General features: G+C 71.3%; 15 protein-coding genes. 5 read left to right on the top strand and 10 right to left on the bottom strand.

Annotated elements, in window-relative coordinates; genetic code table 11:
* The first annotated feature begins 14 nt into the window (after nucleotides 1-14).
* The 4 genes from ACIBAI_RS15225 to ACIBAI_RS15210 all read left to right on the top strand — a co-directional run bounded on the left by ACIBAI_RS15225 (nucleotide 15) and on the right by ACIBAI_RS15210 (nucleotide 7,026).
* The gene (locus ACIBAI_RS15225) at nucleotides 15-2,393 is read left to right on the top strand and encodes a glycoside hydrolase family 2 protein (RefSeq protein WP_399034318.1); all 2,379 of its coding nucleotides are present in this window, start codon (nucleotides 15-17) and stop codon (nucleotides 2,391-2,393) included.
* The gene (locus tag ACIBAI_RS15220; protein ID WP_399034316.1) at nucleotides 2,390-3,466 is read left to right on the top strand and encodes a LacI family DNA-binding transcriptional regulator; all 1,077 of its coding nucleotides are present in this window, start codon (nucleotides 2,390-2,392) and stop codon (nucleotides 3,464-3,466) included. Before ACIBAI_RS15225 ends, ACIBAI_RS15220 begins: the two co-directional genes overlap by 4 nt.
* Before the next feature lie 216 nt (nucleotides 3,467-3,682).
* Nucleotides 3,683-4,900 (top strand): thiolase family protein, encoded by a 1,218-nt coding sequence (locus ACIBAI_RS15215; RefSeq protein ID WP_399034314.1) that lies wholly within the window; start codon nucleotides 3,683-3,685, stop codon nucleotides 4,898-4,900.
* On the top strand, nucleotides 4,897-7,026 hold the full coding sequence (locus tag ACIBAI_RS15210) for a 3-hydroxyacyl-CoA dehydrogenase NAD-binding domain-containing protein (protein ID WP_399034312.1): 2,130 nt from the start codon (nucleotides 4,897-4,899) through the stop codon (nucleotides 7,024-7,026). The genes ACIBAI_RS15215 and ACIBAI_RS15210 overlap by 4 nt, the downstream gene beginning before the upstream one ends.
* A gap of 79 nt (nucleotides 7,027-7,105) precedes the next feature.
* Here the strand turns inward: ACIBAI_RS15210 and ACIBAI_RS15205 are convergent, their stop codons facing one another.
* Nucleotides 7,106-8,119, bottom strand: a complete 1,014-nt coding sequence (locus tag ACIBAI_RS15205) for a hypothetical protein (protein ID WP_399034311.1) — start codon at nucleotides 8,117-8,119, stop codon at nucleotides 7,106-7,108.
* An 83-nt stretch (nucleotides 8,120-8,202) separates the two neighbouring features.
* Between ACIBAI_RS15205 and ACIBAI_RS15200 the strand changes: the two genes are divergently transcribed.
* On the top strand, nucleotides 8,203-8,574 hold the full coding sequence (locus tag ACIBAI_RS15200) for an NTP pyrophosphohydrolase (RefSeq protein WP_399034310.1): 372 nt from the start codon (nucleotides 8,203-8,205) through the stop codon (nucleotides 8,572-8,574).
* Between the two features lie 37 nt (nucleotides 8,575-8,611).
* Here ACIBAI_RS15200 and ACIBAI_RS15195 read toward each other — a convergent pair whose 3' ends face one another.
* The 9 genes from ACIBAI_RS15195 to ngcE all read right to left on the bottom strand — a co-directional run bounded on the left by ACIBAI_RS15195 (nucleotide 8,612) and on the right by ngcE (nucleotide 20,724).
* Entirely contained in the window at nucleotides 8,612-10,135 is a 1,524-nt protein-coding gene (locus ACIBAI_RS15195; RefSeq protein ID WP_399034308.1) for an amino acid permease, read from the bottom strand.
* Between the two features lie 152 nt (nucleotides 10,136-10,287).
* A complete protein-coding gene (dxs, locus tag ACIBAI_RS15190) occupies nucleotides 10,288-12,210 on the bottom strand; it encodes a 1-deoxy-D-xylulose-5-phosphate synthase (RefSeq protein WP_399034306.1) in 1,923 nt (640 codons plus the stop codon).
* Nucleotides 12,211-12,406: 196 nt separating this feature from the next.
* Nucleotides 12,407-13,708: a sugar ABC transporter permease gene (locus ACIBAI_RS15185; RefSeq protein ID WP_344600317.1), complete on the bottom strand. Its 1,302-nt coding sequence runs from the start codon at nucleotides 13,706-13,708 to the stop codon at nucleotides 12,407-12,409.
* The gene (locus ACIBAI_RS15180; protein ID WP_399034303.1) at nucleotides 13,705-14,496 is read right to left on the bottom strand and encodes an ATP-binding cassette domain-containing protein; all 792 of its coding nucleotides are present in this window, start codon (nucleotides 14,494-14,496) and stop codon (nucleotides 13,705-13,707) included. The genes ACIBAI_RS15185 and ACIBAI_RS15180 overlap by 4 nt, the downstream gene beginning before the upstream one ends.
* A gap of 224 nt (nucleotides 14,497-14,720) precedes the next feature.
* Nucleotides 14,721-15,821 (bottom strand): sugar ABC transporter substrate-binding protein, encoded by a 1,101-nt coding sequence (locus ACIBAI_RS15175; protein ID WP_399034429.1) that lies wholly within the window; start codon nucleotides 15,819-15,821, stop codon nucleotides 14,721-14,723.
* Nucleotides 15,822-15,954: 133 nt separating this feature from the next.
* Nucleotides 15,955-17,154: an ROK family transcriptional regulator gene (locus ACIBAI_RS15170; protein WP_399034427.1), complete on the bottom strand. Its 1,200-nt coding sequence runs from the start codon at nucleotides 17,152-17,154 to the stop codon at nucleotides 15,955-15,957.
* Between the two features lie 181 nt (nucleotides 17,155-17,335).
* A complete protein-coding gene (locus tag ACIBAI_RS15165) occupies nucleotides 17,336-18,259 on the bottom strand; it encodes a carbohydrate ABC transporter permease (RefSeq protein WP_399034300.1) in 924 nt (307 codons plus the stop codon).
* A gap of 4 nt (nucleotides 18,260-18,263) precedes the next feature.
* Nucleotides 18,264-19,190 (bottom strand): carbohydrate ABC transporter permease, encoded by a 927-nt coding sequence (locus tag ACIBAI_RS15160; RefSeq protein WP_399034297.1) that lies wholly within the window; start codon nucleotides 19,188-19,190, stop codon nucleotides 18,264-18,266.
* Between the two features lie 82 nt (nucleotides 19,191-19,272).
* Entirely contained in the window at nucleotides 19,273-20,724 is a 1,452-nt protein-coding gene (gene ngcE / locus ACIBAI_RS15155; protein WP_399034295.1) for an N-acetylglucosamine/diacetylchitobiose ABC transporter substrate-binding protein, read from the bottom strand.
* Nucleotides 20,725-20,817: the final 93 nt, after the last annotated feature.

Below are 20,817 nucleotides of genomic sequence, written 5' to 3'. Positions count from 1 at the left end.
TTTAGGGAGTGTGCATGCTTCAGGCCACACCGCTCACCGAGGGATGGATCCTGCGACACCCGGACGACCCCGCGGAGGTGCTGCCCGCCGAGGTGCCCGGCTGCGTGCACACCGATCTGCTGGCGGCGGGGCTGATCCCGGACCCGTTCCTCGGCCTGGGCGAGAAGGAGGTGGCGTGGGTCGGGCGGCGGGAGTGGACGTACGAGACGGACCTGCGCGCCGCGTCGGCCCACGAGCGGACCGACCTCGTCTTCGACGGCCTCGACACCGTCGCCGAGATCCTGCTGGACGGGCGGGTGCTGGGGCGGGCGCGGAACATGCACCGCTCGTACCGGTTCGACGTGACCGGGCTGAGCGGGCGGCTCGCGGTGCGGTTCGCCTCCGCCTACGCCGAGGCCGAGGCCGTGCGGGGGCGGCTGGGCGAGCGGCCCGCCGCCTACGCCGAGCCCTACCAGTACGTCCGCAAGATGGCCTGCTCCTTCGGCTGGGACTGGGGGCCGACCCTGGTGACGGCCGGCATCTGGCGCCCGGTCCGGCTGGAGCACTGGTCGACGGCCCGGATCGCCCGGGTGCGGCCCCTCGTCACCGTCGACGGGGACACGGGGGTCGTCGAGCTGTCCGTCGACGTCGAGCGCACCCGGGGCGAGGCGCCCCTGGTCCTCGAGGCGGCGGTCGGCGGGGCGCGGGCGCGCGGGGAGGTCGACGGGGCGCGGGGGACCGTACGGCTCCGGGTGCCGGACGCCGCGCTGTGGTGGCCGCGCGGGTACGGCGAGCAGCCGCTGTACGAGGTCGAGCTGACGCTGCTGCACGGCGACGAGGCACTGGACCTGTGGCGGCGGCGCGTCGGCTTCCGGACCGTGGAGCTGGACACCTCGGCCGACGCGCACGGCACCGGGTTCACCCTCGTCGTCAACGGCGAACGCGTGTTCGCGCGCGGCGTCAACTGGATCCCGGACGACGTCCTCCCCTCCCGGATCACCCGCGAGCGCTACCGGCGGCGGCTGGCGCAGGCGGCCGGCGCGGGCGTGGACCTGGTCCGGGTCTGGGGCGGCGGCATCTACGAGAGCGAGGACTTCTACGACGCCTGCGACGAGCTGGGGCTGCTGGTGTGGCAGGACTTCCCGTTCGCGTGCGCGGCCTACCCGGAGGAGCAGCCGCTGCGCGGCGAGGTGGAGGCCGAGGCCCGGGAGAACGTCGTACGGCTGATGCCGCACCCCTCCCTGGCGCTGTGGAACGGCAACAACGAGAACCTGTGGGGCTTTCGCGACTGGGACTGGGAGCGGCGGCTGGCGGGGGACTCCTGGGGCGAGGGGTACTACCTGGGCCTGCTGCCGCGGGTGGTGGCCGAGCTGGACCCGACGCGGCCGTACACGGCGGGCAGCCCCTGGTCCGGCTCCTGGCACCGCCACCCGAACGACCCGGCGCACGGCACGCACCACTCGTGGGAGGTGTGGAACCGCGCGGACTACGCCGACTACCGGCTGAGCGTGCCGCGGTTCGTCGCCGAGTTCGGCTGGCAGGCGCCGCCCGCGTACGCCACGCTGCGCCGCGCGCTGCCCGGCGAGGAGCTCGCGCCGGACTCCCCCGGCATGCTGCACCACCAGAAGGCGGACGACGGCAACGGCAAGCTGGAACGCGGGCTCGCCCGGCACTTCGCCGTCCCCGAGGGCGACTTCGACCGCTGGCACTACCTGACGCAGCTCAACCAGGCGCGGGCGGTCGCCGCCGGGATCGAGCACTGGCGGTCGCACTGGCCGGTGTGCGCGGGCACCGTCGTCTGGCAGCTCAACGACTGCTGGCCGGTGACCTCCTGGGCCGCGATCGACGGCGACGGCCGCGAGAAGCCGCTCTACCACGAGCTGAAACGGCTGTACGCGGACCGGCTGCTCACTCTCCGGGCGCGGGACGGCGGCCTGGAGCTGGCGGCCGTCAACCAGTCGGCGCGCCGGTGGTCGGGGACCCTGGTCCTGCGCCGGATGTCCGTGCAGGGCGCGCTGCTCGGGGAGGCGAGCGTGCGGCTCGCGGCCGGGGCGCGGGCGGTGGCCCGGATCGGCGTCCCCGGCGACCTGGTGCCCGCCGGCCCCGAGGAGTTCCTGGTCGCCGACGCGGACCGGCTGCGCGCCCTGTACTTCCCCGTCCCCGACCGCGAGGTGCCCTACGTACCGCCGGAGTTCGACGTGGCGCTCGCGCCGGGCGGGATCACCGTGACGGCCCGCACCCTGGTCCGGGACCTGCTGCTCCAGGCCGACCGGCTGGACCCCGGGGCGCGGGCCGACCGGGGGCTGGTCACCCTGCTGCCCGGCGAACGGGTGACCATAGGAGTAAGCGGCTGGAAGACCCCGGACGCGGAGCACGCCCGTTCGGCCCTGTACTGCGTGGAGCCCCTGCGATGACGGCAACCCCGACTCCCCCCGGTTCCCCACCGCGCCCGGCCGAGGGGGAATCCCGGCGCGTCACCATCAAGGACGTCGCCGCGCGCGCCGGCGTGTCCAAGGGGGCGGTGTCCCTCGCCTTCAACCACAAGCCGGGGCTGTCGGAGGCCACCCGGGACCGGATCTTCCGGGCCGCCCGGGAACTGGGCTGGGCGCCCAACCTCACCGCCCGGACGCTGGCCGGCTCACGGGTGGACGTGGTGGGGCTGGCGGTGTGCCGGCCGGCCCGGCTGCTCGGGCTGGAGCCGTTCTACATGGAGTTCGTCTCCGGGGTGGAGAGCGTGCTGACCGAGCGGTCCTGCTCGCTGCTGCTGCGGCTGGTGCGGAACGTGGAGGAGGAGGCCGGGCTGCTGGAGTCGTGGTGGCGGGGGCGGCAGATCGGCGGGTCGATCCTGGTGGACTTCCACGACGGCGACCCCCGGGTGGACACGGTCCGCCGGCTCGGCCTGCCGGCGGTCGCCGTCGGGCATCCCTCGCTGACCGGCGGGCTCACCTCGGTGTGGACCGACGACGCCTCGGCCGTGGCGGAGGCCGTGCGGTACCTGGCGGCGCTCGGGCACCGGCGGATCGCCCGGGTGGGCGGCGCGGCGGCCCTCGGGCACACCGCGATCCGCACCGCCGCCTTCGACGAGGCGGCCCGCGCGCTGGGGCTGGCCCGGGCCTGGCAGGTCGCCACCGACTTCTCCGGCGACGCGGGCGCGCGGGCGACGAGGTCGCTGCTGACCGCCGCGCCGCCGGAGCGGCCGACGGCGATCGTGTACGACAACGACCTCATGGCGGTGGCGGGGCTGTCGGTGGCCGCCGAGATGGGCCTGAAGGTGCCCTCCGACGTGTCGCTGCTGGCCTGGGACGACTCCCAGCTGTGCCGGCTCACCCACCCGACGCTGTCCGCCATGAGCCACGACGTGCACGGCTTCGGCGCGGACGTGGCCCGGACCCTGTTCGGGCTGATCACCGGGGAGGGGCCGGGCTCGCACCCGGTCCCCACGCCGGTGCTGACGCCGCGGGGCTCCACGGCTCCCCCGAGGGCCTGACCCGGCTCCGGGGAGGCGGTTGCGCGGCCCCGGTCCGAGGGCGTGCGCCCGGGCAGGCGCGTCCGGGGCCGGGTCCGAAGGGGTGATCCGGGGGTGTGACCTTCACCGCTCCGGGCGGGGGGACTGGGCACCGACATTACCCGCGAGTAGCATGGATCTGAGCGCACGCTCAGCGTGCCGCAGCAGTGCCATCCCGCACCCTGGAGGAGAGCCATCGTGCCTCGTACCGTCAGGGACGTCGTCTTCGTCGACGGCGTCCGCACCCCGTTCGGCAAGGCGGGCCCGAAGGGCATCTACCACGAGACCCGCGCCGACGACCTCGTCGTGAAGGCGATCCGGGAGCTGCTGCGCCGCAACCCCGGCCTGGACCCGAAGAAGATCGACGAGGTCGCCATCGCCGCGACCACGCAGATCGGCGACCAGGGCCTGACCATCGGCCGCACGGCGGGCATCCTCGCCGGTCTCCCCCAGTCCGTCCCCGGCTACTCGATCGACCGCATGTGCGCGGGCGCCCTGACCGCCGTGACCACGGTGTCCGGCTCCATCGCGTTCGGCGCGTACGACGTCGCCATCGCGGGCGGCGTCGAGCACATGGGCCGCCACCCGATGGGCGAGGGCGTCGACCCCAACCCGCGGTTCGTCTCCGAGAAGCTCGTCGACGAGTCCGCCCTGTTCATGGGCATGACGGCGGAGAACCTGCACGACCGGTTCCCGCACCTCACCAAGGCGCGCGCCGACGAGTACGCGGTGCGCTCCCAGGAGAAGGCCGCCAAGGCCTACGCCAACGGCAAGATCCAGGCCGACCTGGTGCCGATCTCCGTGCGCCGCACCGACCCCGAGGGCGGCGAGACCGGCTGGGGCCTGGTCACCGCCGACGAGCCGATGCGCCCGGGCACGACCCTGGAGTCCATCGCCGGCCTCAAGACGCCGTTCCGCGTGCACGGCCGGGTCACCGCGGGCAACGCGGCCGGCCTGAACGACGGCGCCACCGCCTCGGTCATCGCCTCCGAGGAGTTCGCCCGCGAGCACGGGCTGCCGGTGAAGATGCGCCTGGTCTCCTACGCCTTCGCGGGCGTGGAGCCGGAGGTCATGGGCTACGGCCCGATCCCGGCCACGGAGAAGGCCCTCGCCAAGGCGGGCCTGTCCATCTCCGACATCGGCCTGTTCGAGATCAACGAGGCCTTCGCCGTCCAGGTCCTGGCCTTCCTCGACCACTACGGCATCGCCGACGACGACGAGCGCGTCAACCAGTACGGCGGCGCCATCGCCTTCGGCCACCCGCTGGCCTCCTCCGGCGTCCGCCTGATGACGCAGCTGGCCCGCCAGTTCGAGGAGCAGCCGCAGGTCCGCTACGGCCTGACCACCATGTGCGTCGGCTTCGGCATGGGCGCCACGGTCGTCTGGGAGAACCCGCACTTCGAGGGGGACAAGTGAGCACCACCGCCGAGCTTCTGCAGCAGGCCTCGGACCTGTTCCCGGACGAGGTCGTCACCCAGGCCCACGTACGCCACTTCGACCTGCCCCTGGGCGCGGGCCGGTTCGCCCTGATCACCCTGGACAACGGGCACGACCACACCAAGCCGACCACCTTCGGCCCGCAGTCGCTGGCGAACCTGAACGCCGCGATCGACCAGGTCGAGAAGGAGGCCGCGGACGGCGAGATCGTCGGCGTCGGCATCACCGGCAAGCCGTTCGTCTTCGCCGTCGGCGCCGACCTCAAGGGCGTGGAGCTGCTGAAGGAGCGGGACCACGCCCACGCCATCGGCAAGGGCGGCCACGACGTCTTCAAGCGCCTTTCGGGCCTCGCCGTGCCGACGTTCGCGTACTACAACGGCGCGGCCATGGGCGGCGGCGTCGAGGTCGGCCTGCACTGCACCTACCGCACGGTGTCCGCGGCCGTCCCGGCGTTCTCCCTGCCCGAGGTCTTCCTCGGCCTGGTCCCCGGCTGGGGCGGCTGCACCCTGCTGCCGAACCTGATCGGCGCCGACAAGGCCGTCTCGGTGATCATCGAGAACAGCCTCAACCAGAACAAGCAGCTCAAGGGCAAGCAGGTCTACGAACTCGGCATCGCCGACGCGCTGTTCGAGGGCGCCGACTTCCTGGAGCAGTCGCTCATCTGGACCGCGGCCGTCCTCAAGGGCGAGATCGCCGTCGAGCGCCCGGCGATCGACCGCGGCGAGGCCTGGGACCAGGCCGTCGCCCGGGGCCGGTTCATCGCCGACTCCAAGGTGCACGGCGCGGCCCCGGCCGCCTACCGCGCCCTGGACATCATCGCCGCCGCCAAGGACGGCGACCTCCAGCGGGGCTACGACGCCGAGGACCAGGCGCTCGCCGACCTGATCATGGGCGGCGAGCTGCGCGCCGGCCTCTACGCGTTCAACCTGGTGCAGAAGCGCGGCAAGCGCCCCGCGGGCGCCCCGGACAAGAGTCTGGCCCGCCCGGTCACCAAGGTCGGCGTCGTCGGCGCCGGCCTGATGGCCAGCCAGCTCGCGCTGCTGTTCCTGCGCCGCCTGGAGGTGCCGGTCGTGCTGACCGACATCGACCAGGAGCGGATCGACAAGGGCGTGGGCTACGTCCACGCCGAGATCGACAAGCTGCTCGGCAAGGGCCGCATCAACCAGGACAAGGCCAACCGTCTCAAGGCGCTGGTGAGCGGCGTCCTGGACAAGGCCGAGGGCTTCTCGGACGCCGACTTCGTCATCGAGGCGGTCTTCGAGGAGATGGGCGTCAAGCAGCAGGTGTTCGCCGAGGTCGAGGCGGTCGCGCCGGAGCACGCGATCCTCGCCACCAACACCTCCTCGCTGTCGGTGTCGGAGATGGCGTCGAAGCTGAAGCACCCCGAGCGGGTCGTCGGCTTCCACTTCTTCAACCCGGTCGCCGTCCTGCCGCTGCTGGAGATCGTCCGCGGCGAGCGGACCGACGACGCCTCGCTGGCGACCGCCTTCGCGGTGGCCAAGAAGCTGAAGAAGACGGCGGTGCTGGTCAAGGACGCCCCGGCGTTCGTCGTGAACCGCATCCTGACCCGCTTCATGGGCGAGATCCAGAACGTCATCGACGAGGGCACGCCGGTCGAGGTCGCCGAGAAGGCGGTCGAGCCGCTGGGCCTGCCGATGTCGCCGCTGGTCCTGCTGGAGCTGGTCGGCCCGGCCATCGGCCTGCACGTCTCCGAGACGCTGAACCGGGCGTTCCCGGACCGCTTCACGGTCTCCCCGAACCTCAAGGCGGTCGTGGCGGCGGGCAAGCGCGGCTTCTACGTCTACGACAGCGGCAAGCCCGAGCTGGACCCGGAGGTCGCCGCGCTGCTGAAGCAGGGCGACGTCGTCCTCACCGAGGAGCAGGTCCGCACCCGTGTCCTGGAGGCGGTGGCGCAGGAGATCGGGCTCATGCTCGACGAGGGCGTCGTCGCCGAGGCGCAGGACATCGACCTGTGCCTGATCACCGGCGCCGGCTGGCCCTTCCACCTGGGCGGCATCACGCCGTACCTGGACCGCGAGGGCGTCTCCGAGCGCGTCACCGGCAAGCGGTTCCTGGAGCCGGGCGTGGCGAGCGTCCCGGCGTAACCCGAAGCCCGCTCAAAGGGGGGTGGGGCGTACGGCGGCGGTCCGTACGCCCCACCCCCCTTTCCGTGCGCCCCGGGCCTCAGACGGCCCGCCAGGCCTCCAGCGCCAGCCCGGGTTCGGCCTTGCGGCGGGTCAGGAGGAGCTGCCCGGTGGAGGGGGACAGGGTGGCGGCGGCCACCCGGCCGTCCCCGTCCAGCGCGAGGGACACCTCGGCGTCCGCGGGCAGCGCGGGGCCGGACTCGGTCCACCAGGCGCCGGCCGACTCCCGCTGCGTGGGATACGCGGCGAAGGCGACGCGGCCGCTCGTGGAGCGCTGGGCGAGCAGCGTGCAGTCGTGGCCCCCGATGTCGCAGCGGACGGCGCGGACCGGGCCGGGACCGGCCGAGGCGATCAGCGGCGCCGGCTTGCCGGCGGGCCGCCAGGCGCACACCTCGCCGGAGCCGTCGGTGAAGAACAGCGTGGTGCGCTCCGGGGACGTGGCGAGCGCCCGCAGGGTGCCGGGCCGCGCCGACGCCTCGGTCTCCTCCTGGAGCACCGGCGGGGTGCCCGGCGTCTCCTGCCGCCAGTGCAGCAGCCCGCCGGGCACGGCCGCGTACAGCTCGACCCTGCCGGACTCCCCCGTCACGGCCGCGAGCTCCTGGACGTCCTGCCCGCCGAGGTCCCGCCACGGGCCCCAGCCGCCCTTCTCCTTCTGCCCGAGCATGCTCACCCCTCCGCCGTCGTTGCGGACGAACAGGTGGGCCCGCCCCTGGGCGTCGACCGCGACGGCGGGCGGCCCGGTGCGCTTCCCCTTCTTGTTCGGGTGGCCGACCGGGTTCCAGTCCAGGGGCGCCAGCAGCGGCCGGAAGTGGGTGGAGTGCACCAGGCCCGACTCGCCCCGCACGGTGGGCCGCCAGGCGACGAGGTGGGCGTAGCCGTCGGCGCCCTGCCCGACCGCGAGGCCGGGGTGCAGCTTCTGGTCGCCGCCGATCCTGCGGGGCGCCTCCCAGGGTCCTCCGGGGAAGCGCTCGGCACGGCACAGGACGGCGTCGCCGGACGGCAGGTAGACGGTGAGGCGGCCGTCACGGCCGCGCAGGAGCCAGTCGCCGATCACCGGTTCACTTTATGCGGAACGCCGCGGATGCCGCGGCCCGGCCCGGCCCTGCCCGCCGGCGCCGGGCGTGCGACCCTGGCCGCATGGACGACAGCGCTCCCCTGCTCGTGATCGTGGACGCCGCGAACGTCGTCGGGTCGGTGCCCGACGGATGGTGGCGGGACCGGCGGGGAGCCGCGCGGCGGCTGCGGGACCGGCTGGCCGCGGACGGGGTGCCGGGGCGCCCCGGCCCCGTGGAGATCGTCCTGGTGGTGGAGGGCGCGGCCCGCGGGGTGGACTCCGTGCCGGGCGTGCGGGTGGAGCCGGCGCCGGGCAGCGGGGACGACCACATGGTGGAGCTGGTGGCGCGGGCGGACGGGCGTCCCGTCCTGGTGGTCACCGCGGACCGGGAGCTGCGCCGCCGGGTGGCGGAACTGGGGGCCGAGGTGGCGGGGCCGCGCACCGTCCGCCCCTGACCCGCGCCCGGCGGCCCGCCTCCCGGTCCGCGCCCGGCTACCGCCGGTCCGGGCCCTGCGGCCCCAGCACCTCGCCGACCGTGGTCTCCTCGCCGCGGGCGAGCCGGCTGTGGGTGCGGCCGTACAGGAAGTACACGACGAAGCCGATCGCCATCCAGACGGCGAAGCGGACCCAGGTCTCGGCGGGCAGGTTGAGCATCAGCCACAGCGAGGCCAGCACCGACAGGACCGGCAGGACCGGCACCCACGGGGTGCGGAAGGACCGGTGCAGGTCGGGGCGCGTCCTGCGCAGGATGATCACGCTGATCGCGACGACGACGAAGGCGAACAGCGTGCCGATGTTCACCAGCTCGGCGAGTTCGCTGAGGCTGGTGAAGCCCGCGACGATCGCGATGAGCACGCCGAGCAGGATGGTCGGCCGGTGCGGGGTCCTGAACCGGGGGTGGACGCGGGAGAAGAACCGGGGCAGCAGCCCGTCCCGGCTCATCGCGAAGAACACCCGGGTCTGGCCGAGCAGCAGGATCATGCACACCGTGGTCAGGCCGACGGCGGCGCCGAAGCTGATGAAGCCCGCGTACCAGGGGTGCCCGGTGGACTTGAAGGCGTCGGCGAGCGGGGCGTCCTCGGACAGCCGGCTGTAGTGCTGCATGCCGGTGACGACGACCGACACGGCGACGTACAGCACGGTGCAGATGAGCAGGGAGCCGAGGATGCCGCGCGGCATGTCCCGCTGCGGGTTCCTGGTCTCCTCGGCGGCGGTGGCGACGATGTCGAAGCCGATGAAGGCGAAGAAGACGACGGAGGCGGCGGTGAAGATGCCCATCACGCCGAAGTTGGACGGCGCCCAGCCGAACATCAGCTGGATCAGCGGCGCGTGCAGGCCGCCGTCGGCCTCCACGGGCTGCGCCTTCGGGACGAACGGGTCGTAGTTGTCGGCCGTGACGAAGAAGGCGCCCGCGATGATCACGACCAGGACGACGGTCACCTTGACGGCGACGACCAGGGAGGTGACCCGCGCCGACAGCTTCATGCCGAGGACGAGGACGCCGGTGAGCACCAGCACCAGGGCGGCGGCGAGGATGTCGAAGCTGAAGCCGTCGGCCGCGGTGGGCCCGGCGAGCCCCTCCGGCATCCGCCAGCCCGCGTTGTCCATCAGCGAGCGGATGTAGCCGGACCAGCCGACGGCGACCACCGCCGTGCCGAGCGCGAACTCCAGGACCAGGTCCCAGCCGATGATCCAGGCCGGCAGCTCCCCGAGCGAGGCGTAGGAGAAGGTGTACGCCGAGCCGGCCACCGGGACCGTGGAGGCGAACTCGGCGTAGCAGAGCGCGGCGAGCGCGCAGACGACACCGGCCGCGACGAAGGACAGGGCCACGGCGGGCCCGGCGTTGTTCTTGGCGACCGTGCCGGTCAGCACGAAGATGCCGGTGCCGATGATGACACCGACGCCGAAGACGGTCAGGTCGAACGCGGACAGGGATTTCTTGAGCGCGTGTTCCGGCTCCTCGGTGTCGAGGATGGACTGCTCGACCTTCTTCGTCCGGAAGAGGGTGCTGCTCATCGGGATGACCTCCCACGCTTGTCGTCCTCGACACGATCGAGAGGGGGCGTGGTAGGTATGCCCCGATACGGGTTGATTAACGCGGACGGGCCGGGGCCGCCACCGCAAAGAGTGGCGGCCCCGGCCCGTCCGGACCCGCGGCGGGGGGGGCGTCAGTCGCGCGCGGCCTCCACCGAGCCGACCTCGGCACGGCCGTACCGGCCGTCGAGCTTGGCGACGAGTCCGGTGACCTGGCGGGCGATGTCGGGGGCGGTCAGCCCGATCTCGGCCAGCACCTCCGCGCGGGAGGCGTGGTCGAGGAAGCGCGGCGGGATGCCGAAGTCGCGCAGCGGTACGTCGACGCCCGCGTCCCGCAGGGCCTGCGCGATCGTGGAGCCGACGCCGCCGACGCGGGAGTTGTCCTCGACGGTGACGACCACGCGGTGCCGCTCGGCGAGCGGGGCCATGGCCTCGTCGACCGGCTTGACCCAGCGCGGGTCGACGACGGTGGTGGAGATGCCCTGCTGGTCGAGCAGGGCGGCGACCTCCAGGCACATCGGCGCGAGGGCGCCGACCGAGACCAGCAGCACGTCCGGGCGGTCGGTGCCGGGCTCGCGCAGTACGTCCATGCCGCCGACGCGGCCCACGGCGGGGACGGCGGGGCCGACGGCGCCCTTGGAGAAGCGGACCACGGTCGGCGCGTCCTCGACCTCGACGGCCTCGCGCAGCTGGGCGCGGACCTGGTCGGCGTCGCGCGGGGCGGCCAGGCGCAGGCCGGGCACGACCTGGAGGATCGACATGTCCCACATGCCGTTGTGCGAGGCGCCGTCGGTGCCGGTGATGCCGGCCCGGTCCAGCACGAAGGTTACGCCGCACTTGTGCAGGGCCACGTCCATCAGCACCTGGTCGAAGGCGCGGTTGAGGAAGGTGGCGTACACGGCGAAGACCGGGTGCAGGCCGCCGGTGGCCAGGCCCGCCGCGGAGACCGCGCCGTGCTGCTCGGCGATGCCGACGTCGTACACCCGCTCCGGGAAGCGCTTGGCGAACTTGTCCAGGCCGACCGGCTGGAGCATCGCGGCGGTGATGGCGACGATGTCCTCGCGCTCCTCGCCGAGCCGGACCATCTCGTCGCCGAAGACGGACGTCCAGTCGGCGCCGGAGGTGGCGATCGGCAGGCCGGTGTCGGGGTGGATCTTGCCGACGGCGTGGAAGCGGTCCGCCTCGTCCTGCAGGGCGGGCTGGTAGCCGCGGCCCTTCTCGGTCAGGCAGTGCACGATGACGGGCCCGCCGAAGCGTTTGGCGCGGGCGAGCGCGGACTCCAGGGCCTCGATGTCGTGGCCGTCGATCGGGCCGACGTACTTCAGGCCGAGGTCCTCGAACAGGCCCTGCGGAGCGATGAAGTCCTTCAGGCCCTTCTTGGCGCCGTGCAGGGTGTCGTAGAGCGGCTTGCCGACGACCGGCGTGCGCTCCAGCACCTCCCGGGTGCGGGCCAGGAAGCGCTCGTAGCCGTCGGTGGTGCGCAGGGTCGCGAGGTGGTTGGCGAGGCCGCCGATGGTGGGCGCGTAGGAGCGCTCGTTGTCGTTGACGACGATGACCAGCGGGCGGTCCTTGGCGTCGGCGATGTTGTTCAGCGCCTCCCAGGCCATGCCGCCGGTCAGCGCGCCGTCGCCGATGACGGCGACCACGTGGCTGTCGCGTTCCAGCAGTTGGTTGGCCTTCGCCAGGCCGTCGGCCCAGCCGAGGACGGTGGAGGCGTGGCTGTTCTCGATGACGTCGTGCTCGGACTCGGCCTGCGAGGGGTAGCCGGACAGGCCGCCCTTCATCTTCAGCCGGGAGAAGTCCTGACGGCCGGTGAGCAGCTTGTGCACGTAGGACTGGTGGCCGGTGTCCCACAGCACCTTGTCCCGGGGCGAGTCGAAGACGCGGTGCAGGGCGATGGTGAGCTCCACCACGCCGAGGTTGGGGCCGAGGTGGCCGCCGGTCTTGGAGACGGCGTCGACGAGGAAGGTCCGGATCTCCTCGGCCAGCTGTCCCAGCTCCTCCAGGCTGAGCCGGTCCAGATCGCGCGGTCCCCTGATGCGGGTCAGCAGCGGCACCCGTGCCTCCTTGCAGTAGAGCTGTTCGAGCTGTTGCCGGGCGTGTCGAGTCTAATGTTCCGCCGTACCGGAACTGCCCCGGGCGGTGCGTCGTAGGTCACGCGTCAGGCCGTACCCGGCGACGGCCCGTCCCACGACACGGCTGCGCCCGGCACCGACGTCGGTGCCGGGCGCGGGGCCCTTCGAAAGCGGGCGGTTACGCGCGCCCCGCCGTCTTCTGCGTCTTGCGGGTGACGGCGTCGATCACCACCGTGGCCAGCAGCACACCACCGGTGATCATGTACTGCACCGGCGAGGCGATGCCCTCCAGCGCGAGGCCGTACTGGATGGACACGATGACCAGCACGCCGAGCAGCGCGTTCCAGGTCCGCCCGCGGCCGCCGAACAGCGACGTGCCGCCGATGACGGCCGCGGCGATCGCGTTCATCAGCAGGTCGCCGCCGCCGGCGCCCTGGTTGGCGGAGGCGATCTTCGACGCGATGAACAGGCCGCCCAGCGCGGCGAACGTGCCGGAGATCGCGAAGACCGAGATCCGCACCATCGCCACGTTGATGCCGGCCCGGCGGGACGCCTCGACGCTGCCGCCGAGCGCGAACACCTTCCGGCCGTACGCGGTGCGCCGCAGCACGAAGTCGGTGACCAGCAGCATCGCGATGAAGATCACCACGGCCAGCGGCAGGCCCTTGTACTGGTTGAAGACGACCGCGACGACGAAGGCCACGATCGCCAGCAGCGCGGTCCGCAGAACGGTCTCGCTCAGCGGCTGGGACGGCACGCCCGCGGCCTCGCGGCGGCGGTTGCCGTAGAAGGAGCTGAGGAAGTAGACGGCGGTCACCACGGCGGCCAGGCCGTAGGCGGCGGCCACGTCGGAGAAGTAATAGCTGGTCAGCTTGGCCACCACGCCCTCGGAGTCGAGGTTGATGGTGCCGTTGTCGCCCAGGATCTGGAGCATGAAGCCGTTCCAGAACAGCAGGCCGGCCAGCGTGACGGCGAACGCCGGGACGCCGATCTTGGCGAAGAAGAAGCCGTGTATCGCGCCGGCCACCGTGCCGGTGAGGATGGCCAGCAGGAAGGCGAGCCACTCGTTCATGCCGTTGGTGACGTTCAGCACCGCGAAGGTGGCGCCCGCGACACCGCTGACCGAGCCGACCGACAGGTCGATCTCGCCGAGCAGCAGCACGAAGACGATGCCGACGGCGATCATGCCGGTGCCGACCATCGCGACGGACATGTCGGAGAGGTTGCCGGCGGTGAGGAAGTTGGAGTTCAGGCTGGTGAAGATGGCCCAGATGACCGCCAGGCCGATGACGACCGGGATCGAGCCCAGGTCACCGGACTTCATCTTCCGCTTGAACTCGGAGACGTAGCCGGCGAGACCCTGTTCGCGCACCAGCAGCCGGGGGTCGACGACGGTGACGGCGCCGGCCGGTGCTTCGGGGTTCTCCACGACGGTGTCCTCGGAGGTGGCCGGAGCCGTGGAGGTCTTGTCGATGCTCACTTCTTGATCTCCCCATTGGTGCGCGCCGCACGACGGGTCACGGCGTTGTCCGTGGCGCCCGTGATGGCGGAGATGATCTCTTCCTGCGAGGTCGACTCGACCTCGAAGACGCCGTTGTTGCGCCCCAGGCGCAGGACGGCGACCTTGTCGGCCACCGCCTTGACGTCGGCCATGTTGTGGCTGATGAGGATGACGGCGTGGCCGCGCTCGCGCAGCCGCTCCACGAGGTCGAGGACCTGGGCGGTCTGCTCGACGCCGAGGGCGGCGGTGGGCTCGTCGAGGATGACCAGCTTGGGCTCGCCGAGCATGGACCGGGCGATCGCCACCACCTGGCGCTGGCCGCCGGAGAGCGAGGCGATCGGGATGCGGACGCTGGGGATGCGGATCGACAGCGTGTCCAGCAGCTCGCGGGAGCGGCGCTCCATCTCCACCTCGTCCAGGACACCGCGCTTGCGGAGCTCCCGGCCCAGGTAGAGGTTTCCGACGACGTCGATGTTGTCGCACAGCGCGAGGTCCTGGTAGACGGTCGCGATGCCCAGGTTCTGGGCGTCGTGCGGCTTGCTGATCGTAACGGCCTTGCCCTCCCACTCGATGACGCCCTCATCGATGGGGTGCACGCCGGCGATCGTCTTGACCAGCGTGGATTTTCCGGCGCCGTTGTCGCCCACCAGGGCGACCACTTCACCGGCGTGGACCTCAAGCTCTACGTCGGTGAGCGCCTGAACGGCACCGAACCGCTTGGAGACCCCGCGCAACGCCAGCACGGGCGTAGCGGACACGTGAACCATCTCCTTCGCCGCCTGACCCGGCGGAAGGTAGTACAGGAAAGTTTGAGGGGGGACGCTGCGGGATCCGCGGGAGTCGCGGGGCCACGGCGTCCGTGGAATCCGTCCGGCGCCCCGCCTAGCTCGCGGGGCTGAATGGGCGCGGGGCGCCGGAGGAGTTTCGCGCAGCCGGTCCCGTACGGGAATCCGCGCGGACTCCCGTGTTCTGCAGGGGACCTGACCGGCGCTTACTTGAGGCCGATCTTGTCGCAGGCCGACTTGTACTTGTCGGTGCAGATCTCGTTGACCGTGTAGATGCCGTCCTTGATGACGGTGTCCTTGATGTTGTCCTGGGTCAGCGAGACGACCGGGACGATGATGGCCGGGATGCCCTTGGCGGTGGGGCTGTCGACCTTGTCGGTGGCGATGGAGTCCAGCGACTTGCCCTGGGCGAGGGCGACCGCCATCTCGGCGGCGACCTCGGCCTCCTTCGGGTACGACTTGTAGACGCTCATGTACTGCTCACCGGTGATGATGCGCTGCACACCCGCGAGTTCCGCGTCCTGGCCGGTGACCGGGATGTCGTCGATGCCGGCCGCCTTCAGCGCGGTGATGATGCCGCCCGCCATGCCGTCGTTGGCGGAGTACACGCCGACGATCTTGTCCTTGCCGAGGGCGGAGATGGCGCCCTCCATGTTGGAGTTGGCGTTCTCCGGCTTCCACTCCTTGGTGTCGTACTCGCGGCCGATCTTCACCTTGCCGTCGAGGACGGAGTGGGCGCCCTTCTTGAACTGGGCGGCGTTCGGGTCGGTGGCCGACCCGTTCATCATGACGATCTGGCCGTCCTTGGCCTTGTCGCCCAGGGCCTTCAGGAGGGCCTCGCCCTGCGTCTTGCCGACGGTCTCGTTGTCGAACGAGGTGTAGGCGTCGATCGGGCCCTCGGCCAGGCGGTCGTAGGCGACGACGGGGATGCCCGCGTCCTTGGCCTTCTTCACCGAGCCGGCGATGGCCTTGGAGTCCACCGCGTCCACGATCAGCACGTCGACCTTGTTGGTCACCATCGTGTCGACCTGCTGGTTCTGCAGGCTGGCGTCCTGCTTGGCGTTGGCGTAGACGACCTCGCCCTTGTTGTTCGTGAGCTCCTTGACCTTCTTCTCGATCAAGGGTTTGTCGAACTTCTCGTAGCGCGCGTTCTGGTTCTCCGGGAGCAGCAGACCGACCTTGATGTCGTCGCCCTTGGCGGCGGATTCCGAGCCGTTCTTGCTGTCGCCGGCCTCCTTCGCGCTGCCACAGGCGGCCAGCGAGACGGCCATCGCACCTGCTGCGATGGCAACGGCGGCACGACGCATACGCGTGTTCACTTCAGAAACCTCCCTGACGAGGCCGCGTCGTTGCGGCCGAGGTGGCTGGAAGTCAACTCGGCCACGCGTACGACGTCAAGAAGTAAATCCTTAACGGGTTGGCAACGGTGCCATCCGTTCTCTAAGTGAAGGCGGGAGCGGTCGCGGAGAGGGCGCCCTCCAAAAGGGTCGAATCTCCCATCTCGCTGAGCGCGAGGGCCAGGGCCCCCAGCACCTCGGCCCGGCCGCCGAGCGCTCCGGGCAGAACGGAGAGCTGGCGCGCGGCGCTGGGGATCGCGTAGCGCCCGACGGACTCCCGGATCGGCCCGAGGACCAGTTCGCCGGCCTCGGCGAGATCACCGCCGAGGACCACCCGGCTCGGGTTCAGCAGGTTGCAGAGATTGGCCACTCCGCTGCCGATGTGGCGGCCGACGTCGGCGATCACCCGGCGGCAGCCCGGGTCGCCGTTCCGCGCCAGCCGTACGATGCCCTCCAGCGTCAAGTCGGCGCCGTGGCTGGGCTGGAGGAGCGGGAGCACGTAGCGTGCGGCCGCGAACGTCTCCAGGCAGCCCCGGTTCCCGCAGCGGCAGACGGGGCCGGCCTCGTCGAGGGTGATGTGCCCGATCTCCCCCGCCGTGCCGCCCGGTCCCCGGTAGATCTTGCCGTCGATCACCAGCCCCGCGCCGACGCCGCTGGCGACCTTGATGTACGCCAGGTCCTTCACGCCCCGGCCGCTGCCCCACACCAGCTCGCCGAGGGCGCCGAGGTTGGCGTCGTTGTCCACGTGCACGGGCACGCCGAGCCGCTCCCGCAGCTCCTCGGCGGGCCTGGTGCCGCCCCAGCCGGGCAGGATGGCGGTCGAGCCCAGCTTCCCGGACTCGACGTCGATCGGGCCGGGCACGCCGAGCCCCACGCCGGCGATCTTGGACCGGTCGACCCCGGTGGCCTCGATCAGCCGGTTGACCAGCTGTTCCGCCCGGTCGAAGCCCTGCGACGAGGAGGCGTCCACGTCGAGCGGCTCGGACTCCTCGGCCAGCACCTGGTGGGCGAGGTTCCCGATCGCGACCCGCAAATGCGTATGCCCGAAGTCGACGCCGATGACGATGCCCGCGTCCCCGCTCAGCGAGACCGCGCGGGCCCGGCGGCCCCCCGCCGAGGTGGGCGTGACCTCGACCGTGCCGCCGTCCTTCAGCTCCCGGACGATGTTGGAGACCGTCGCCGCGGACAGGCCCGTCGTCCTCGCGATCTCCGCCTGGGTGAGCGAACCGGCCAGCCGTACGGCTCGGACGACCCGCTCCAGGTTGGCTCGGTGCAGCGACGACTGCGACCCCGGAGTCTCCACGACGACCTCCTGCGCGCGGGACCGCTTCCATGAGGCCCCGTCCATGTCCAACTAGTGAACTCTAAGCTGAGCTGTTCGGGTTGCCTCCCGTCAAGAGGTTGAACCGCATCCGAATCGTGCACAGGCGTGTACGCGCTGTTTCCGTTCCGGAGACAGCGCGTACCCGAAAGGGCGCGGAGCGCTACTTCAGCGCGCCCGCCGTCAGGCCCTGCACCACCTGCCGCTGGAAGACGACGTACGCGGCGAGCACCGGCAGCATCGCCATCACCAGGCCGGCGAACAGGCCGGACCAGTCGCCCTTGTAGCCCTGGCTGACCGCCAGCTGCACCAGGCCCTGGGTGAGGACGCGCCGGTCGGGTTCGGTGTTGAGCACCGTCGGCAGCAGGTACTGGTTCCACTGCCCGAGGAAGTTGAAGATGCCGACGCTGACCAGGCCCGGTCTGGCCATCGGCAGCATGATCTGGAAGAACGTCCGGCTGTGCGAGGCGCCGTCCACGAACGCGGCCTCCGCCACCGAGGCCGGCAGGGTGCGGAAGAACGCGGTGAGGAAGAACACCGTGAAGGGCAGCGAGTAGGCGATGTAGACCAGGATCAGCCCGTGGACGGTGTTCAGCAGGCCCATGTTGTTCACGACGTAGAACAGCGGGACCAGCGCCAGCATGACCGGGAAGCTCATGCCGCCGACGAACAGGTAGTAGACGAACCGGTTGCCCGGGAAGTCGAAGCGGGCCAGCACGTACGCCGCCATCGAGCCGAGCACCAGCGTGCCGACGAGCGAGCCGCCCACCACCAGGACGGTGTTGAGGAAGTAGTCGCCCATGTCGGCCTCGGTCCAGGCCCGCGACCAGTTGTCGAAGCGCAGCCGGTCCGGCAGCGACCAGGGCGAGCCGAAGATCGAGCCGTCGTCCTTGAAGGAGGTCATCACCGCCCACAGCAGCGGCAGCACGACCATGACCGCCCAGATGACGAGGATGCCGTGGGAGAAGACGTCGAGGACGGCGCCCTCCCTCTTCTCCTTCGGGGGCGGGCCGGCCCGGCGGTCCGCCCCGGCGACGGGGGCACCGGATCCGGCCGGTACGGGAGCGGGGTTCTCGGTGGTCTTCATCCGTTCAGTACTCCAGCCGCTCGCGCCGGCCCAGCCGCATCACCACGGCGGCGAAGGCCAGCGTGACGACGAGCAGGGCGACGCCGATGGTGGTGGCGTAGGCGGCCTGACCGTCGCGGAAGGCCTTCTGGTACACGTACAGCACCATGACGGTGGTCGAGTAGTCGGGACCGCCGGGCCCGGTCGTCATGATCTGCACGACCGCGAACGACTCGGCGCCGAGGGCGAGGATCCCCAGGTACACCCAGCCGGACTGCACGGTGTCCCACAGCAGCGGCAGGGTGACCCGGAAGAAGGTGGTGACGCGGTTCGCCCCGTCCAGCAGCGCGGCCTCGTACAGCTCCGCCGGGATGGAGGCCATGCCCGCGGAGAAGAGGACCACGAAGAAACCGACGGTGGACCAGACGAGCACCGCCATCACGCACCACAGCGCCAGGTCCGGGTCCCCGAGCCACAGCGGCTGGACGCCGTCGAGCCCGATCCCGCGCAGCAGGGAGTTGACCGCCCCGCTGTCCGGGTTGTAGGCGAAGGCGAACAGCAGGGCGACGATCGCGATCGACAGGACCTGCGGGAAGAAATAGACGATCTGGTAGAAGGAGGCGCCCCGGACACCGGTGACGGCGGGGCCGCCCTTTCTCTTCCGGCCGCCCGCATTGATCATGAAGGCGAAGAACAGTGCCAGGGCGATGGTCACCAGCGGCAGCACCAACGCGAACAGCAGACTGTGCCGCAACGACTTCCAGAAGATCTCGTCGTCCAGCATCCGCTCGTAATTGCCGAAGCCGACCATCTCGAATTCGGGGCTCAGGCCGGTCCAGTCGGTGAACGAGTAGTAGATCGACTGGATGAACGGCCAGACGACGAAAAGCGTGTACAGCCCCAGGGGAACCGCGAGGAACCCCGCGATGAACCGGTACTTGCCGTGCTGCATCGCTACCGACCCCGATCTGCGCGCGGGTGCCGCCCGGCCCCGTCCGGCGGGGACAGGCCGGGCAGGCCCCGGTGACGGATCCTCACGCGTGCTTGTAGTGCTTGATCGACGTGTCCCTGGCGGTCTCGTCGGCGAAGCCCTGGATCTTCTTGACGGCCTCCGCCGGGGTGAGCCGGCCGGCCATCATCTCGCCGAGGCCGGCCACCCCGATCTTCTCCTTCTGGAGCTGCACGTACCAGTCCTGGATGCGCGGGTTGACCACGTTGTCGCCGGCTTTCTCCAGCGCCGCGACAGCGGACTTCAGGCCCGGGGTCAGGGTGATGCCGTCGGTGCCGCCGTCGAAGGCGGTCAGCGACTTGACCTTGCTGGTGAAGTTCTTCGAGGCGGCCTCGCCGAGCATGATGCGCAACTGCTCCATGCCGCCCGCCCCGTTCCTCGCCCCGGCGGGGACGACGAAGGGCTCGCCGCCGGAGGCCCACAGGGTGCCGAAGGGCAGCTTGTCGGAGGAGTCGAGGCCGGTGGGCGCGGAGACGGCGAGGCCGAAGTCGGCCGGGATGACGTTCGCGGACTCGTTCTCCACCCAGGAGCCGTTGGGGAGGAACAGCGCCTTGCCCCGGGCCCACGCGGTCTGCGACTGGATGTGGTCCAGGCCCGGGGTGCCCCTGAGGACGTAGCCCTTCCGGTAGAGCTCGTAGTAGGCCTCGAAACAGGCCTTGACCGCCGGGTGCTTCCAGGCGTTCGGCTCCAGGTTGTCGATGGCGTCGAGGACCTCGCGGCCGCCGACCTTGCCGATCATCGGGTAGAGCGAGAAGGGGATGTAGTACGGGTACTTGCCCGCGTACGTCCAGCCCGCCATGCCCCTCTTCCTGGCCTTCGCGCACACGGCGAGCATCTGGTCCCAGGTCTGCGGGTACTGCTCGTCCAGCGCGTCCAGGGCCTTCTGCGAGTACCAGACGCCGTAGACCGTGTAGGCGTAGTAGAGGACCCACACCTTCTCGCCGTCGAACCGGCCCATCTCCACGATGCCGGGGCGCAGCGTGTCGCGGACCTTCTTGTCCGGGTCGTCGTAGGACGGCGCGTCCAGCAGCGGGGTGAGGTCGGCGAGCTGGCTCTTGCCGACCAGGACGCCCATGTCCATCTGCTCGGCGCCGGAGTTGTCGATGAGGTCGGGCGGGTTGCCCTGGTTGAACCGCGGCTGGAGCGTGGACTGGATCTTCTGGGTGGCCGAGAACTTCACCTCGGCCCGGGGGAAGTTCTTCTCGTAGACCCTCACGGCGTCCTCGGCGTACTCCGTGCCGAAGCCGCCGTCGAACAGCACGAATTCCATCCGGGCGCCGTCGTTGACGCCCAGCGGGTTCTTCGCGGTCCTCTCGCCCGACTCCGCCTTGTCCTCGCCGCCTCCGCCGCTGCTGGCACACGCGGACAGGAAACTCGTCGCGGGCACGGAGACCAGGCCGAGCGCGGCGGACCGCCTGATCAGATCACGGCGGCCGACGCCCGCGGATTCGTGGTTCTCGCCGGAAGTGGATCCCATGCTCAAGTCCTCGCCTTCCGAAGTGGGGCTCGGGCGGTGAACCGGATCCTTCCCGGCACCGCGGTCGGGTCAAGCAGGGTCGTGCGGGGCATT

The organism is Streptomyces sp. NPDC051041 (assembly GCF_044456065.1).
Classification (GTDB): domain Bacteria; phylum Actinomycetota; class Actinomycetes; order Streptomycetales; family Streptomycetaceae; genus Streptomyces; species Streptomyces glaucus.
Note: the sequence above shows the minus strand (reverse complement) of the source record. Positions and strands in the feature narration are given on the sequence as shown.